The sequence below is a fragment of the Halomonas salipaludis genome (genome assembly GCF_002286975.1).
GTDB classification, from domain to species: Bacteria; Pseudomonadota; Gammaproteobacteria; order Pseudomonadales; family Halomonadaceae; genus Franzmannia; species Franzmannia salipaludis.
The window spans coordinates 459870-475450 of the sequence record NZ_NSKB01000006.1 but is presented as its reverse complement, the minus strand read 5'-3'; the positions used below and the strand labels follow the sequence as shown (position 1 = coordinate 475450).

15 protein-coding genes are annotated in these 15581 nt (G+C 65.2%); 13 read left to right on the top strand and 2 right to left on the bottom strand.

Features of this window, described 5'->3' with window-relative positions:
* Positions 1-41: 41 nt before the first annotated feature.
* The 10 genes from CK498_RS17870 to CK498_RS17825 all read left to right on the top strand — a co-directional run bounded on the left by CK498_RS17870 (position 42) and on the right by CK498_RS17825 (position 10536).
* Positions 42-1145, top strand: coding sequence for a TRAP transporter substrate-binding protein (locus CK498_RS17870; RefSeq protein WP_095622199.1), 1104 nt, complete (start codon positions 42-44; stop codon positions 1143-1145).
* Between the two features lies 1 nt (position 1146).
* Complete coding sequence (locus CK498_RS17865) at positions 1147-1656, top strand: TRAP transporter small permease subunit (RefSeq protein ID WP_095622198.1); 510 nt, start codon at positions 1147-1149, stop codon at positions 1654-1656.
* 3 nt (positions 1657-1659) lie between these two features.
* Positions 1660-2985, top strand: coding sequence for a TRAP transporter large permease (locus tag CK498_RS17860; RefSeq protein WP_095622197.1), 1326 nt, complete (start codon positions 1660-1662; stop codon positions 2983-2985).
* A gap of 51 nt (positions 2986-3036) precedes the next feature.
* A complete protein-coding gene (locus CK498_RS17855) occupies positions 3037-4623 on the top strand; it encodes a gamma-glutamyltransferase family protein (protein WP_095622196.1) in 1587 nt (528 codons plus the stop codon).
* Positions 4624-5145: 522 nt separating this feature from the next.
* Positions 5146-6033 (top strand): NAD(P)-dependent oxidoreductase, encoded by an 888-nt coding sequence (locus CK498_RS17850; RefSeq protein ID WP_095622195.1) that lies wholly within the window; start codon positions 5146-5148, stop codon positions 6031-6033.
* A 43-nt stretch (positions 6034-6076) separates the two neighbouring features.
* Positions 6077-6922 (top strand): AAA family ATPase, encoded by an 846-nt coding sequence (locus CK498_RS17845; protein WP_095622194.1) that lies wholly within the window; start codon positions 6077-6079, stop codon positions 6920-6922.
* A 3-nt stretch (positions 6923-6925) separates the two neighbouring features.
* Positions 6926-8104 (top strand): vWA domain-containing protein, encoded by a 1179-nt coding sequence (locus tag CK498_RS17840; protein WP_095622193.1) that lies wholly within the window; start codon positions 6926-6928, stop codon positions 8102-8104.
* Between the two features lie 114 nt (positions 8105-8218).
* Complete coding sequence (locus CK498_RS17835; protein ID WP_095622192.1) at positions 8219-8866, top strand: hypothetical protein; 648 nt, start codon at positions 8219-8221, stop codon at positions 8864-8866.
* The gene (locus tag CK498_RS17830) at positions 8863-9621 is read left to right on the top strand and encodes a DUF3307 domain-containing protein (RefSeq protein ID WP_095622191.1); all 759 of its coding nucleotides are present in this window, start codon (positions 8863-8865) and stop codon (positions 9619-9621) included. The genes CK498_RS17835 and CK498_RS17830 overlap by 4 nt, the downstream gene beginning before the upstream one ends.
* Positions 9622-9624: 3 nt before the next feature.
* Positions 9625-10536, top strand: coding sequence for an N-acetylmuramoyl-L-alanine amidase (locus CK498_RS17825; protein WP_095622190.1), 912 nt, complete (start codon positions 9625-9627; stop codon positions 10534-10536).
* Here CK498_RS17825 and CK498_RS17820 read toward each other — a convergent pair.
* Positions 10515-11531 carry a 1-aminocyclopropane-1-carboxylate deaminase gene (locus CK498_RS17820; protein WP_095622189.1) on the bottom strand — a complete coding sequence of 339 codons (1017 nt, stop codon included), beginning with the start codon at positions 11529-11531 and terminating at the stop codon, positions 10515-10517. The two genes, CK498_RS17825 and CK498_RS17820, sit on opposite strands and share 22 nt — an antisense overlap.
* A gap of 207 nt (positions 11532-11738) precedes the next feature.
* On the opposite strand from CK498_RS17820, the gene CK498_RS17815 reads away from it, so the two are divergent.
* Positions 11739-12236 carry an Lrp/AsnC family transcriptional regulator gene (locus CK498_RS17815; RefSeq protein ID WP_229359129.1) on the top strand — a complete coding sequence of 166 codons (498 nt, stop codon included), beginning with the start codon at positions 11739-11741 and terminating at the stop codon, positions 12234-12236.
* 62 nt (positions 12237-12298) lie between these two features.
* On the opposite strand, the gene CK498_RS17810 is transcribed toward CK498_RS17815, so the two are convergent.
* Positions 12299-12748: a hypothetical protein gene (locus CK498_RS17810; RefSeq protein WP_095622187.1), complete on the bottom strand. Its 450-nt coding sequence runs from the start codon at positions 12746-12748 to the stop codon at positions 12299-12301.
* Between the two features lie 157 nt (positions 12749-12905).
* On the opposite strand from CK498_RS17810, the gene CK498_RS17805 reads away from it, so the two are divergent.
* Together CK498_RS17805 and CK498_RS17800 are read left to right on the top strand one after the other, a co-directional pair.
* Positions 12906-13499, top strand: a complete 594-nt coding sequence (locus CK498_RS17805; RefSeq protein WP_095622186.1) for a GNAT family N-acetyltransferase — start codon at positions 12906-12908, stop codon at positions 13497-13499.
* A 326-nt stretch (positions 13500-13825) separates the two neighbouring features.
* On the top strand, positions 13826-15547 hold the full coding sequence (locus tag CK498_RS17800) for a proline--tRNA ligase (protein WP_095622185.1): 1722 nt from the start codon (positions 13826-13828) through the stop codon (positions 15545-15547).
* Positions 15548-15581 lie beyond the last annotated feature (34 nt).

Sequence of the window (15581 nt, the reverse complement as noted above, 5' to 3'; positions counted from 1 at the left end):
AACCGCTACACCATCCCATTTGCTGCCCAAGGGTGAACGCAATGTCGCTATCTCGTCGCAAGTTCCTGACTACCGCCGCCGTCTCCTCCACCGCCGGCATGATCATGGGTGCTCCGGCCATCGCCCGCGCTCAATCCTCCGAGACCGTCAACTGGCGAATGACCAATGCCTACGGCCCCGGCGCGCCCTTCTACACCGAAGGTCCCGGCAGTCCCACCGACATCATCCACAAGATCAATGCCATGTCCGGCGGGCGCTTCAATATCCAGCACTTCGCCGCCGGCGAATTGATACCCGCCTTCGAGGGATTCGAGGCCGTGCAGGCCGGCACCATCGAGATGAATGCCGCTAACAGCTACTTCTGGTCGGGCACCACCTTCGCCGCCCAATACTTCACTACCGTGCCCTTCGGCATGAGCTACATGGGCCACATGGCCTGGCTCTACCACGGCGGCGGCCTGGAGCTGTGGCAGGAGGTCTACGAGCCCTACGGCATGGTAGCCCTGCCGATGAACAACACCGGGGTGCAGATGACCGGCTGGTTCCGCGAACCAATCGAAGACGTCAGCCAGCTCAACGGGCTGCGCATGCGCATCCCCGGACTCGCCGGCCAGGTCTATGCGGCGCTGGGGGTGGATGCCAGGGTGCTGCCGGGCGGTGAGATATTCCCCGCCCTGGAACGCGGCGTGATCGATGCCGCGGAGTTTGTCGGCCCCTATCAGGATCGCCGCCTGGGACTGCAGAACGCTGCCAAGTACTACCACACCACCGGCTGGCATGAACCCGCCACCACCGGCGAACTGCTGATCTCCAAGTCGCACTGGGACAGCCTGCCCGACGACCTGAAGATGATGGTGCGCACCGCCTGCCAGGCCGCCTGCATGGAGAGCCTGGCCTGGTCGGAAGCCGTCAACGGCGAGGCACTGACCGACCTGGTGGAAAATCACGGCGTTACCGCCCAGGTCCTGCCGGAGCCGGTGGTCGAGGCGCTGCGCGAGGCGACCCTCGACACCCTGGAAACCGAGGCCAACGCCGACCCAATGGTGCGCAAGGTCCACGACAGCTACATGGCCTTCAAGGCCAACCATGATCGCTGGGCCAGCATCAGCGAAGGACCGTGGCTCAAAGACATTCTGGGGGTGTAGCGTGCGCGCCGTGGAACGCTTGGTCCACGGGCTCGAGGCGGCGGTCCGGCTGTTCGGCTGGATCGCCGCCTGGACCTGCGTGGTACTGGTACTGCTGGTCGCCGGCGATGTCCTGATGCGCTACCTGTTCCGGATTGGCGCGATCTGGCTTCAGGAGCTGCAGTGGCACTTGATCTCACCGATCGCGCTGTTCGGTATGTCCTATGCGCTTTACGCCGGTGAACAGGTGCGCGTGGATGTCTTCTACGAACGCTTTCCGGAAGGGCTGCAGCGTGTCATCGAAGTCATTGGCGGCCTGCTGCTGCTGGCGATCGGGCTCTACGCGGCCTGGCTGACGCTGCCCTGGATCAGCCAGTCGTGGGTGCGCAACGAGGCCTCCCCCAATCCCGGTGGACTGCCCTGGCGCTGGGCTCTCAAGTCCTTCATACCACTGGGGTTCCTGCTGCTTGCCATGCAGAGCCTGGCACATGTCCTGCGCCACGCCTTTGCCCTTCCGCCAAGAGGTGAATGACTGATGTCTCCTAACGAGTGGCTCGCGATCGGCATGATCGGGGCGTTCTTCGTGCTGCTGCTGATCGGCCTGCCGGTCGGCATCGCCATTGCCAGCACTGCGTTCTTCTTCGGTTTCATCGGCTTCGGGCCGGCACTCTTCAACCTACTGCCGTCGCGCATCTACGGCGTCGTCACCAACTACACCTTCATGGCCATACCGCTGTTCGTGTTCATGGGCGTGATGCTGGAGAAATCCAAGCTCGCCGAGGAGCTGATCGACGTGGTGGGCCATCTGTTCGGTAGTATCTCAGGCGGCATGGGCGTGGCCATCATCGCAGTGGGGGTGCTGCTGGGTGCCGCCACCGGCATCGTCGGCGCCACCATTGTCACGCTGGGTCTGCTGACCCTGCCGACGCTGCTGAGGCGCGGCTACCCCAAGTCGCTGGCCACCGGCATGATCTGCGCCTCAGGCACCCTCGGCCAGATCATTCCACCGAGCCTGGTGCTGATCCTGCTGGCCGAGATCCTCGGTGAATCGGTGGGCACCATGTTTGCCGCCGCCATGGTGCCTGGGCTGACCCTGGCGGCGGTCTACATCGTCGCCATCCTGGTCCTGGCCGCGCTGCGGCCGGGCTTGATGCCGCCAATCCCGGCCGCTGAGCGTGCCGCCCTCTCACGCGGGCAGCTGCTCCGCAAGGTAGTGCTGGTGGTCGGCCCACCGGTGGGCCTGGTGGTGGCGGTGCTCGGCTCGATCATCGGTGGTGTCGCAGCCCCCACCGAGGCAGCCGCCATGGGAGCGCTGGGCGCGCTGCTGTTCGTCGCTCTCTCCGGGCGCCTCAGCTTCAACCTGCTCAAGGAGGTGGCCACCGCCACCCTGCTGATCTCGGCGATGGTGTTCTTCATCCTGATCTGTGCCCAGGTATTTGGCTTGGCGTTCCGCGGCCTGGGCGGCGAGCATCTGGTCGCCCGCATGTTCGACTGGGTGCCAGGCGGCGAGACCGGTGCGCTACTGTTCATGCTGCTGCTGATGTTCGTGCTGGGGTTCTTCCTCGAGTGGATCGAAATCACCTATATCGCGCTGCCGCTGTTCTTGCCATTCTTCGTGCAGCTGGGTGTCGACATGGTGTGGCTGGGCATTCTGGTCGGGTTGATCCTGCAGACCTCGTTCCTGACCCCGCCCTTCGGCTGGTCGCTATTCTTCCTCAAGGGCGTGGCGCCCAAGGAGGTCTCCACGCTGGATATCTACAAGGGCGCCTTGCCCTTTATCGCGCTGCAGTTCCTGGCCGTGGCGCTGGTGTTCACGTTCCCCGCCATTGCCACCTGGCTGCCCCGGGCCATCGGCTGGTAACCCGGATACGCCCGATCGACAACACCCGACCGACAACAAGAGACACGCCCGATGATCCATACCCAACGCAGTTACGGCGGCATGTGTGTCGCCCCTCATCACCTTGCCGCCGACGCCGGTTGCGACGTACTCAAGGCCGGCGGCAATGCGGTCGAGGCGATGGTCGCCGCTGCCGCGGCCGTTGCCGTCGCCTACCCGCATATGAATGCCCTGGGCGGCGACGGTTTCTGGTTGATTCACGAACCTGGCAAGCCCCCGCTGGCCATCGATGCCTGTGGTCCCGCCGCCGGCCTGGCGACCCCTGATTTCTATGCCGGTCACGCCAGCATCCCCGAGCGCGGCCCGCTGGCGGCGCTGACCATGGCCGGCACCGTCGGCGGCTGGCACGAGGCGCTGGCAGTCGCCGCCGACTGGGGGCAGGCGCTGCCGCTGGAGCAGCTGCTGGCCGATGCCATCCGCCATGCCGAGCAGGGCATAGCGGTCACCAGGAGCCAGCAGCAGCTGACCGCCAAGCATCGCGAGCGGCTCTCTGCGAGTCCGGGATTCAGCGACGCCTTCCTCAACGCCGGCGAGGCCCCGCTGGAAGGCAGCCGGCTGCGCCAGCCGCGCCTGGCCAGTACCCTAAGACGCCTGGCCGAGGCCGGGCTCGACGATTTCTATCGCGGCGAGCTGGCCACCAGCATGGCCCGCGACCTGGCAGCGCTGGGCAGCCCGCTGCGCCGCGACGACTTCAACCGCTATCGCCCCCGCCGCGTCACGCCGTTGGAGGTGAGTCTCGACGAGGCCACGCTGTACAACCTGCCGGCACCCACCCAGGGCGTGGCCTCGCTGATGATCCTGGCCCTCTACGCGCGCCTCGAGGTGGCCGAGGGCGAGAGCGTGGCCCACCTGCATGGACTGATCGAGGCCACCAAGCGCGCCTTCATCCTGCGCGACCACCTGGTCACCGACCCCGAGAGGCTGCCCGCCCCGCTGCAGCCACTACTCGAGGAGGCGGCACTCCAACGCGAGGTGGCGCAGATCGATATGCAGCGCGCACTGCCCTGGCCACACCAGGCGCTGCCGGGAGATACGGTGTGGCTGGGCTGCGTGGATAGCCAGGGCCGTGCGGTGAGCTTCATCCAGAGCATCTTCTGGGAATTCGGCAGCGGCGTGGTGCTGCCCGAGAGCGGCGTGCTGTGGCAGAACCGCGGTATCAGCTTCAGCCTCGATACCGACTCGCTGCGCGGGCTGGGGCCGGGCCGCAAGCCCTTCCACACCCTCAATCCGGCGCTGGCCCGCTTCCGAGATGGACGCACGCTGGTCTACGGCACCATGGGCGGCGAGGGCCAGCCGCAGACCCAGGCCGCGGTCTTTTCGCGCTATGCCTTCCACCACCAGACACTGCAGCAGGCGGTGAGTGCGCCGCGCTGGCTGTTGGGCCGCACCTGGGGCGAGTCGAGCACCAACCTCAAGCTTGAGTCACGCATCCCCGACGACACGGTGACAGCACTCCGCGCCCTGGGCCATGACGTGGAAGTATTGCCCGAGGCGTTCAGCGACAGCATGGGCCACGCCGGCGGCATCGTGCACCACCCGGACGGATTGATCGAAGGCGCCCATGACCCACGCAGCGACGGTGGAGCCGCAGGCTGCTAGCTCCCATAATTGCTTGACAGCACTCGCCATGGGCGCCGAGATTTTCCTTCGCCCATAAAAAAGGTCCCCCGAAGGGGACCAGGGGAGCACGCCAGCTCACTCGGTGTATCACCTCGATGGAGGTGATGTGGGCGTTCCACCTATCGCAGCGTAATCCTTGTTGTTGGCTGCGACTCAGGCGATGCAGGTGAAGCGCCGTTGTCTGTGTTTGTCTGCGTAATATAATGCATTGACCGAGCCAACTTTTACAAAGGCCATTAAAAATCAGCATTTTACACATATATTGCGTGCCAGACAGGGCTCGCTGCCTACGCCATCCATGCTGCCCTGCACCAAATAGGGGCTTTTTTTGACCGCTGTGCATTACTTCGGCGCATCTACTGCTTTATCGGGGCTTGCCAGTGTATCTTGCCGTTCTCTTCACCCATGACATTATCGGGCGTTGGCTTCCGGCAGACGCTTTCGCATTGTCGCCTTTGGTAGCTTCGCGCATGCTGTGGCTTTATCTGTGAGGAACATGCCATGTCCTACCTCCGCATTGGCTTTATCGGCATCGGCCTGATGGGCGCCCCCATGACGCGGCGTCTGCTGTCTGCAGGCTTCGATGTCACGGTCTGGAACCGCACCCCAGCCAAGGCCCGCTCCCTGGTCGCGACCGGGGCGCGAGCGGCAGCCTCGATCGGCGAACTGGTCGCCGAGGTCGACACAATTATGCTGTGCCTGGCCAATACCGCGGCGGTAGAAGAGGTGGTGTTCGGCGCCGACGGCGTTGCCGCTCACGGCCGCCCCAGCCAGTTGCTGATCGACCTCTCCAGCAGCGACCCAGCGGCGACCCGGGACTGCGCTGCGCGTCTCGATCAGCAGTGCGGCATGCACTGGGTAGATGCACCGGTCTCTGGTGGGGTGGCCGGCGCCGAGGCCGGCAGCCTGGCGATCATGTGTGGCGGCAGCGAGGCGAGTATCGCCTCGGCACGCCCACTGCTGGCGCCGCTGGCGGCTCGGATCACGCACATGGGCGCAGTGGGCAGCGGCCAGGTCACCAAGGTCTGCAACCAGATGATCGTCGGCTGCCAGGCGGCAGTGATCGCCGAGATGGTAGCCCTGGCCGAGGCCAGCGGCGTCGATGCCAGCCGGCTGAGCGAGGCGCTGGCCGGCGGCTTTGCCGACTCCAAGCCGTTCCAGATCCTCACCCCGCGCATGGCGGCAAGCGATTTTGCCAATCCCGCCTGGCACTTGCGCACCCTGCTCAAGGATCTCGACATGGCCGCGGCCCAGAGCCAGCGTGCCGGCAGCGCCACCCCCATGAGCGGCCTCGCCGCCCAGCTGCTGCGCGCCCACGCCAGTCGCGGTCACGCCGAGCACGACCCAGCCACCCTAGTGGAGGCCTATCGGCTAGCCGAGCAATATTGATACACTCGTTTGAATCTACGACCGATTCCATAGAGGCTCACCCATGGCGTTTGATTCCACTTCTTCCTACGTCGCCACCGAGGCGCTCAAGCAGGCGGTCAACGCTGCGGTGACCCTGCAGCGCCCGCTGCTGATCAAGGGCGAACCGGGTACCGGCAAGACGCTGCTGGCCGAGGAGCTGGCGGCTTCGCTCAACACGCAACTGATCACCTGGCACATCAAGTCCAGTACCAAGGCGGCCCAGGGCCTGTATGAGTACGACGCGGTGAGCCGCCTGCGCGACTCCCAGCTCGGCATAGAGGGCGTCGAGAACGTCGCCAACTACATCAAGCCCGGCAAGTTGTGGGAGGCCTTCACCGCCGACGAGCGGGTGGTGCTGCTGATCGACGAGATCGACAAGGCCGACATCGAATTCCCCAACGACCTGCTCCAGGAGCTGGATCGCATGGAATTCCATGTCTACGAGACCGGTGAGACCATCGCCGCCCGCCACCGGCCGATCATCGTCATCACCTCCAACAACGAGAAGGAGTTGCCCGACGCCTTCCTGCGCCGCTGCTTCTTCCACTACATCGAGTTCCCCGACCGCGAGACCATGCAGCAGATCGTCGACGTGCACTTCCCCGACATCGCGCCCAAGCTGGTCGGTGAGGCGCTGGAGGTGTTCTTCGAGCTGCGCCAGGCCCCGGGGCTGAAGAAGAAACCCTCCACCTCGGAGCTGGTCGACTGGCTGAAACTGCTGATGAGCGACGAGCTGGCCCAGGAGGCGCTCTATCAGCGTGATCCCGCCAAGGCGATCCCACCGCTGGCAGGCGCCCTGGTCAAGAACGAGCAGGATACCCAGCTGCTCGAGCGGCTGGCCTTCATGCTGCGTCGCAAGGGTCGCTGAGCGATGTTCATCGGCCTGTTCGAGACCCTCAAGCGCGCCGGCGTGCCGGTGTCGCTGCGCGAGCTGCTCGATCTGCATGCCGTGGTCGAACACGGCGTGGTGTTCGCCGACATGCAGTCGTTCTACCAGGTGGCGCGCACCGTGATGGTCAAGGACGAGCGGCATTTCGACAGCTACGATCGCGCCTTCGCCGCCTGGTTCGAGGGGCTCGAGAATCTCGATGCCGCCATCGAGGCGCTGATTCCCGACGACTGGCTGCGCCGCGAGTTCGAAAAGCAGCTCTCCGAGGAGGAGAAGGCGCAGATCGAGTCCCTGGGCGGACTCGAGGCATTGATCGAGACCTTCAAGAAGCGCCTCGAGGAGCAGAAGGAGCGCCACGCCGGGGGCAACAAGTGGATCGGTACCGGCGGCACCAGTCCCTTCGGCGCCTACGGCTATAACCCCGAGGGCATCCGCATCGGCCAGGAGGGGTCGCGCCATCACCGGGCGATCAAGGTATGGGACGAGCGCCGCTTCCGCGACTACGATGACTCGCTGGAGCTGGGCACGCGCAACATCAAGATGGCACTGCGCCGGCTGCGCAAGTTCGCCCGTCAGGGCGCGGCGGCGGAGTTCGACGTCGATGCCACCATCCGCGAGACGGCCCGCGATGGCGGCCTGCTCAACGTGCAGATGCGCCCGGAACGCCATAACGCCGTCAAGGTGCTACTGCTCCTCGATGTCGGCGGCTCCATGGACGACCATATCCGCACCTGCGAGGAGCTGTTCTCGGCGGCGCGTTCGGAGTTCAAGCACCTCGAGCCCTACTACTTCCACAACTGCGTCTACGAAGGGCTGTGGCGCAACAATTTGCGCCGCAACAGCGAGCGCATCCCGACCATGGACGTGCTGCATACCTACGGCAGTGACTATCAGGTGGTGATTGTCGGCGACGCCGCCATGTCGCCCTATGAAGTGACTCACCCCGGCGGCAGCGTCGAGCATTTCAACCAGGAGTCCGGCGCTGTGTGGCTCAAGCGCCTGGTCGAACGCTTCCCGCGCCTGGCCTGGCTCAATCCCATGCCGCCGCGAGCCTGGGAATACACCCACTCTACCCAGTTGATCCGCCAGTTGATCGACGAGCGCATGTATCCGATGACACTGGCAGGACTGGAAGAGGCCATGCGTGAACTGGCCCGCTGAGCCACAATAGCCCCATGGATCGATAACCCTCACATATAGCCCTCAAGGGTTATTTCATTTCAAAATAGCCTTTTTGGGCTATTATATGAGCAACTCTTCTCTGGAGCACCTGCCATGACCCAGCGAATCGCCGTGCTGACCGGCGATGTGATCGACTCACGCAAGGTCGCGGATCGCCAGCGCCTCTATGCACTGCTGGACGCCACCCTGGGCGAACTGGCCGCCCGGCATGGCGGACGCAGCGAACGCTTCCGCGGCGATGGCTTCCAGCTGGCCCTACCCGGGGCCGCGGCTGCCATGGAGGTGGCTATCGCCCTGCGTGCGGCACTGATCGAGCACTCCGAGGCCGACCAGCGCTGGGACGCCCGTATTGCGGTGGCGGCAGGGCCGGCAAGCTGGCCCGGCAACGGCCGACTCGCCACGGCGGATAGCGAGCCCTTCGTGCGCTCCGGTCACGACCTGGATGCCTTGAGCGAGGGCAGCTCGCACCTGTCGCTGGCACTGCTCGACGAAACGGACGATGGTAGCCTGGCCCTATTGACGCGCTACCTGGATGACATGGTGGCAAGCTGGTCGCGCTACTCGGCCGAGGTGGTCAGGCTCAGCCTGGAGAGCGAGACCTCACAGCAGGCCATGGCCGATCACCTGGGCATACGCCAGCCCAGCGTGCACAAGCGACTGCGTGCCGCCCGCTGGCCGCTGCTGGCCGATACCCTGGCCTACCTGCGCGAGCGGCTGGCGGAAAAGGATAAACGCCGATGACCCCCAACGACCTCTCCCTGCTGATCGGGCTGGTGCTGGCCCACCTGGCCGGCGACTTCCTGCTGCAGCCGCGCCACTGGGTCGACGAGCGGGTGCGTCGCCTGCACCGCTCGCGCCACCTGCTCTACCACGTGCTGGTCCACGCCGGGCTCACGGCACTGGTGCTGTTGGTAGCCGCCTGGCTGCTGCCGGCCTCTCCTGGCCTGCCGGGGGTGCTCGCCGCTGCCATGGCGGTGACCACCAGCCACTGGCTGATCGATCTGGGCAAGGCGACGCTGCCCGCCGGCCGGCTGCGCTGGTTCCTGCTCGACCAACTGCTGCACCTGCTGGTGCTATGCGTAGTGTGGCTGGCCTGGCTCGGCAGCCTGGCCCCACTCGAAGCGCTCGGCGCCTGGCTGCTCACGCCGACGGTGCTGGGCGTCGCCACCGCCTACCTGATCGTGACGCGGCCCTTCTCGTTCGCCATCGCCATGCTGATGAAGCGCTGGAGCAGCCAGCTCGAGGATACCGGCACCCTGGCCCGGGCCGGTGCCCGCATCGGTATGCTGGAACGCCTGCTGGTGCTCTCCCTGGTGCTGCTCGACCAGCTCACCGCGGTGGGCTTCCTGCTGGCCGCCAAATCGGTGCTACGCTACGGCGACCTGCGTGAATCGAAGGACCGCAAGCTGACCGAATATGTGCTGCTGGGCACCCTGGTAAGCGTGGCCTCGACCCTGGTGCTGGGCCTGACGCTCAGACTGCTGCTGGAGAGCTGAGCCATGTGGCACAAGGGTATCGCCATCGCCTGCCTGGCCCTGTTGCTCACGGCCTGTGCGGGTCACGGGCAGTGGCAACAACGCGGTGGTTATGTGGTGGACCACACCCATGTAGCGCCTTCCCACAACAGCCGGGTACGGCACCTGGTGCTGCACTACACCGATGTGGACGAAGCGGAATCGCTCGCCGTGCTCACCGGCTCCCGGGTCAGCAGCCACTACGTGCTGCCGCTACCGGCACGGGAGCATCGCGGCCAGCCGCTGGTCTATCAGCTCGTCGACGAGGAGCGCCGCGCCTGGCACGCCGGGGCCAGCGCCTGGAAGCGCCGCACCAATATCAACGATACGTCCATCGGTATCGAGATCGTCAATACCGGCCCCGATCGCCCCTACGCCGAGGTGGAGCGGCTGCTGGAGCAGCACTCCGAGGCGGCGGTAGAAATCGGTTGGGCACCCTACCCCGAGGCACAGACCCAGGCGCTGATCGCCCTGTCGCGGGATATCATCGAGCGCCACAACATTCACCCCACCGACGTGGTGGCCCACTCGGATATCTCGCCGACGCGCAAGATCGACCCGGGTCCGGCGTTTCCCTGGCACGCCCTCTACCAAGCGGGTATCGGCGTCTGGCCCGAAGCAGCCACCGTGGCACGCTATCGCGACCGCTTCGACCAGGCGCTGCCCGAGCTCGCCACCCTGCAGGCGGCGCTGCAGGCCTGGGGCTACCCGCTTGAGGTCAACGACCAGCTGGATGCCCAGACTCGTGCGGTACTGCGCGCCTTCCAGATGCGCTTTCGTCCCGCCGACTACCGTGGTCGGCCCGATGCCCAGAGCGCTGCGATCCTCTGGGCACTGCTGGAACGCTATCGTCCAGCAGCGCTGGATGGCCTCGATCAGCCGTTACGGAACAGGTAGCTGTAGGCGTTCAACGCCGGCACCCCGCCCAGATGAGCGTAGAGCACCCGTGAGCCCTCGGGAAACTCGCCGTTGCGCACCATGTCGATCATGCCCTGCATCGACTTGCCCTCATAAACCGGGTCGGTCAGCACGCCCTCGAGACGCGCGCAGAGACGAATCGCCTCCAGCGTGCCGTCACTGGGCAGGCCATACTCGGGGCCGCCGTAGCGGGTATCCAGCACCACGTCCTCATCGGCGATCTCCCCTTCCAGTTCGACCAGTGCGGCAGTGTTTCGGGCGATACGTAGAATTTGCTCTCGGGTGCGCTGCGGCTTGGCCGAGGCATCGATACCGATCACCCGCCGCGCCCGGCCATCGGCGGCGAAGCCGACCACCATGCCGGCCTGGGTGCTGCCAGTCACCGAGCACACCACGATATAGTCGAACTTGAAGCCGAGCGCCTGCTCCTGCTGACGCACCTCCTCGGCAAACCCCACGAAGCCCAGGCCGCCATAAGGATGCTCGGAACAGCCCGCGGGAATCGGGAAAGGCTTGCCACCACGCTTGCGCACGTCCTCCAGCGCTTGCTCCCAGCTGGGACGAATACCGATGTCGAAGCCCGCCTCGTCGAGACGCACTTCGGCGCCCATGATGCGCGACATCTCGATGTTGCCGACCCGGTCGTACACCGCATCGGCGTAGTTGACCCAATCCTCCTGCACCAGCACGCACTGCATACCGAGGTGGGCCGCCACGGCAGCGACCTGGCGCGTCTGGTTGGACTGGATGCCGCCGATCGAGACGAGGGTATCGCAGCCTTGCGCCAGGGCCTCGGGAATCAGGTATTCGAGCTTGCGTGTCTTGTTGCCACCGAACGCCAGACCGCTATTGCAATCTTCACGCTTGGCATACAGCTCGACCTTGCCACCCAGATGCTCGCTTAGGCGCTTCAACGGCGTGATCGGGGAAGGTCCAAAGGTCAGGGGATAACGGGGAAAACGCTGCAAGTCCATGGAATGTCTCCTGCTCATCAGGGCAATGGCGACGACTGCCAAGTGCATGCCGTCGGGCTCACGAGTGGCGCGCTCGCCCCTTTTTCATGATAAGGACACCAAGGACTTACTTGGTTGCAAAATATCTCAGATTATTCGAATTAAAATAATCATTATCCGAAAAATTATGGATAATAGTTCTCAAAGTAACCAACAAGAGACATGATATTGCGCAACACATCCACCCATCCCGCTCCTGCCACCGCGATTGAGCTGGATCGTATCGACAAGCGCATCCTCAAGACACTGCAACAGGATGCCTCGATCTCAAACGTGGCACTGGCGGCCGAGGTCAACCTCAGCCCACCCGCCTGCCTGCGGCGGGTCGAACGCCTCAAGCGGGAGGGTTTGATCCACGGCATCGTCGCGCATCTCGATCCCGAGAAGCTCAATGTCGGCATGGTGGTATTGATTGGCGTGGTACTGGATCGCTCAACACCGGCATCTTTCGCCGCCTTTGAGGCAGCCGCACAGCGCGTCACGGGCTGCATGGAGTGCCACGTGGTAACCGGCGAGTTCGACTACTTCATGCTGGTCAGGACCCGCGACAGCCAGAGCTTCAACAGGTTGCACGCCGAGCAGTTGCTGTACTTGCCCGGGGTACGCCAGATACGCTCGTTCATGGGGTTGAAAGAGGTAGTATCGACCCACCAGATTCCCCTCTAGGGACAGCGGGCCGCCTCCCTGACCAGAACGGTTCTGGGCAGAGGGCTGAAGCTGGCCACAGGCTACATGGTCGACAGCCGCTCGGCGTCGTCGACACCCGACATGCGTACCAGCGCCAGCGCTTCATCGAGGCTCTCGACCCGCTCGGCCAGCAGCAGCTCGTGGTCGAGGTCGACCGGCTTGCCGAGGTGCTCGGCCAGCATCAGCTCCAGCGTCTCCAGGTCGAGCTCGTCCTCGAACGCCAGGCTGTCGACCTGTGCCTGGGTATGGCCACTAGGGAGATAGATGGTGCCGTTGGAGAAGTCCACGGCATAGGCCACCACGCCGGGAATGATGAAGAACAAGAGGCCTACGCCGTTGGCCAAGGCGATCCGTGGATCGATGTCGCCGCTCGCCTGCCCCTTGCGCTCCGGGTGCAGCAGCGTGCCGCAGCCCACCAGCGCCAGCGCGCCGGTGGCCACCACCAGCCGCGCCAGCCAGCGGCGCACGGCCGCATGTGTCGTTGTTGTCATTGCACTATGTCCCCTGCCTTATCGCCGCAAAGCCTATCACAGTCCCACTGTCTGCGCCTGGCGACGCCCATGGCCCAGTCCAGGTCGCCCCCAGGATTGGCGGTGAGTGACCGGACTGCTAGCGTGGAGGAGAAATACGCAAGCCATGAGGAAGCGCATGTCGGCCACCACCCTGAGCACCTGCCAAGGCCATGCCATCGCCCCCTATCTCGACGCCCTGGCACGCCTTAGAATCCGCGTATTTCGCGATTTTCCCTACCTTTACGACGGCGATCTCGCCTATGAGTCCGACTACCTGGCCCGCTATGCGGACTGCCCGCGCAGCCTGTTCGTACTGGCCTTCGACGCCGACACCCTGGTGGGCGCTGCCACCGGCATGCCGCTAGGCGACGACCTGGATGAGTTCCGCGCGCCCTTCGAGCAGGCCGGCTTCGATATCGGCAGCGTTTTCTACTACGGCGAGTCGGTGCTGCTACCCAGCTACCGCGGTCGCGGCATCGGCAAGGCGTTCATGGCCGAGCGCGAGGCGCATGCCCGCGGCGAGGGCTTTGCCAGCGCCGCCTTCTGCGCCGTGGAGCGCCCCGACGACCACCCATTGAAGCCACACGACTACGTGCCGCTACACGGCTTCTGGCGCTCGCGGGGCTATGAACGCCACCCCGAACTGGCCACGACCTTTCACTGGAAGGATATCGGCGACGCCGAGGAGACCCACAAGCCGATGGTGTTCTGGCTCAAGTCGCTGAGGTGAGCCTATATGCTGACGAGTAGCGCCGAGCACAGGTTGAGAAGGAGCATACGGACGAGGGGCACCGGGGACAGGTTGAGAGGGAGCATACGGACGAGGGGCGCCGGGGACAGGTCGAAGAGGAGGTTTGCGCCATGGATGGCGCAAGGTAGCGCCCAGGGATGGGTTTACAGCGCCTCCTCGGAGGCCTGTCGCCGGGTCAGCCCCGAGGGTCAAGCAATGCCGTCCCTTTTGCCGCCACACACGCTTGACCGTACAATGCCCCAAACGCCGCCGCCGCGGCACGCCGACTCATGTCACGCCCCATGCTGGAAGGAAACGCCGGACCCATGCGCGCCACCCAACTGCTGCTCTCGACCCTCAAGGAAACCCCCGCCGACGCCGAAGTGATCAGCCATCAGCTGATGCTGCGTGCCGGCATGATCCGCCGCCTTACCTCCGGCCTCTACACCTGGCTGCCGCTGGGCCTGCGCACGCTGCGCAAGGTCGAGCGTATCGTGCGTGAGGAGATGGACCGCGCCGGCGCTCAGGAAGTGCTGATGCCGGCGGTGCAGCCCGCAGAGCTGTGGCAGGAGTCGGGGCGCTGGGAGCAGTACGGCCCCGAGCTGCTGCGCCTCAAGGATCGTCACCAACGCGACTACTGCGTCGGGCCGACCCACGAGGAGGTGATCACCGACCTGGTGCGCAAGGAGATCAACAGCTACAAGCAGCTGCCGACCAACTTCTACCAGATCCAGACCAAGTTCCGCGACGAGATTCGGCCGCGCTTCGGCGTGATGCGCTCCCGCGAGTTCATCATGAAAGACGCCTACTCCTTCCACGTCGATGAAGCCTCGCTGCTCGACACCTACCAGGCGATGTACGACGCCTATATGCGGATCTTCACCCGCCTGGGGCTCGATTTCCGCCCGGTGCTGGCCGACAACGGCTCGATCGGCGGCACCGGCTCCCACGAGTTCCACGTGCTGGCCGACTCCGGCGAGGACGCTATCGTGTTCTCCACCGAGTCCGACTACGCTGCCAATATTGAAAAGGCCGAGGCGCTGCCGGCAGCGCTCGGTACCACCCCCGAGCGCGCCGCGCCCAGCGAGGAGCTGCGCCTGGTCGATACGCCCAACGCGCGTACTATCGCCACCCTGGTGGAGCAGCACGGCCTGCCCATCGAGAAGACCATCAAGACGCTGATGGTGCGCGCTGCCGAGGGTGGCCTGATCGCCCTGCTGGTGCGCGGCGATCATGAGCTCAACGAGATCAAGGCCGAGAACCTGCCCGAGGTGGCCACACCGCTGACGATGGCCACGGAAGAGCAGATCCGCGCCGCAGTGGGCGCGGGCCCCGGCTCGCTGGGGCCGGTCAATCTCGACATGCCGATCATCATCGACCGCTCGGTGGCGCTGATGAGCGACTTCGGTGCCGGCGCCAACGTCGACGGCAAGCACTACTTCGGCATCAACTGGGAACGCGACGTGGCACTGCCCCAGGTCGCCGACCTGCGCAACGTGGTGGAAGGCGACCCCTCGCCGGACGGCAAGGGCACGCTTGCCATCAAGCGCGGTATCGAAGTGGGCCACGTCTTCCAACTGGGCAGGAAGTACTCCGAAGCGATGAACGCCACCGTGCTCGACGCCAACGGCAAGGCAACCCATCCGTGGATGGGCTGCTACGGCATTGGTATCACCCGCGTGGTGGCCTCGGCCATCGAGCAGAACCACGACGCCGGCGGCATCATCTGGCCCGACGCCATCGCTCCCTTCGAGGTGATGCTGGTGCCGATGAACGCCCACAAGTCGGAGCGCGTGCGCGAAACCAGCGAGCGGCTCTACGCCGAGCTCAGCGCTGCCGGCCTCGACGTGCTGCTCGACGACCGCGATACCCGCCCCGGGGTCAAGTTCGCCGATCAGGAACTGATCGGCATCCCGCACCGGCTGGTGATCGGCGACCGCAGCCTCGACAACGGCGAACTCGAGTACAAGGGGCGCCGCGACGACGCCCCGACCATGGTGCCCGCCGACCAGATCGTCGACTTCCTGCGTGGGAAGGTCGCGAGTTAACCTCCCGGCGGCCGCCCTGCTGGCGGCCGCACTG

Excerpts from the sequence above, each read along its gene's own strand:
- CK498_RS17825 (WP_095622190.1), top strand. The coding sequence starts at position 9,625 with ATGTGGCACAAGGGTATCGCCATCGCCTGCCTGGCCCTGTTGCTCACG.
- CK498_RS17855 (WP_095622196.1), top strand. The coding sequence starts at position 3,037 with ATGATCCATACCCAACGCAGTTACGGCGGCATGTGTGTCGCCCCTCAT.
- CK498_RS17870 (WP_095622199.1), top strand. The coding sequence starts at position 42 with ATGTCGCTATCTCGTCGCAAGTTCCTGACTACCGCCGCCGTCTCCTCC.
- CK498_RS17830 (WP_095622191.1), top strand. The coding sequence starts at position 8,863 with ATGACCCCCAACGACCTCTCCCTGCTGATCGGGCTGGTGCTGGCCCAC.
- CK498_RS17810 (WP_095622187.1), bottom strand. The coding sequence starts at position 12,748 with ATGACAACAACGACACATGCGGCCGTGCGCCGCTGGCTGGCGCGGCTG.
- CK498_RS17845 (WP_095622194.1), top strand. The coding sequence starts at position 6,077 with ATGGCGTTTGATTCCACTTCTTCCTACGTCGCCACCGAGGCGCTCAAG.
- CK498_RS17835 (WP_095622192.1), top strand. The coding sequence starts at position 8,219 with ATGACCCAGCGAATCGCCGTGCTGACCGGCGATGTGATCGACTCACGC.
- CK498_RS17840 (WP_095622193.1), top strand. The coding sequence starts at position 6,926 with ATGTTCATCGGCCTGTTCGAGACCCTCAAGCGCGCCGGCGTGCCGGTG.
- CK498_RS17820 (WP_095622189.1), bottom strand. The coding sequence starts at position 11,531 with ATGGACTTGCAGCGTTTTCCCCGTTATCCCCTGACCTTTGGACCTTCC.
- CK498_RS17805 (WP_095622186.1), top strand. The coding sequence starts at position 12,906 with ATGTCGGCCACCACCCTGAGCACCTGCCAAGGCCATGCCATCGCCCCC.
- CK498_RS17860 (WP_095622197.1), top strand. The coding sequence starts at position 1,660 with ATGTCTCCTAACGAGTGGCTCGCGATCGGCATGATCGGGGCGTTCTTC.
- CK498_RS17800 (WP_095622185.1), top strand. The coding sequence starts at position 13,826 with ATGCGCGCCACCCAACTGCTGCTCTCGACCCTCAAGGAAACCCCCGCC.
- CK498_RS17850 (WP_095622195.1), top strand. The coding sequence starts at position 5,146 with ATGTCCTACCTCCGCATTGGCTTTATCGGCATCGGCCTGATGGGCGCC.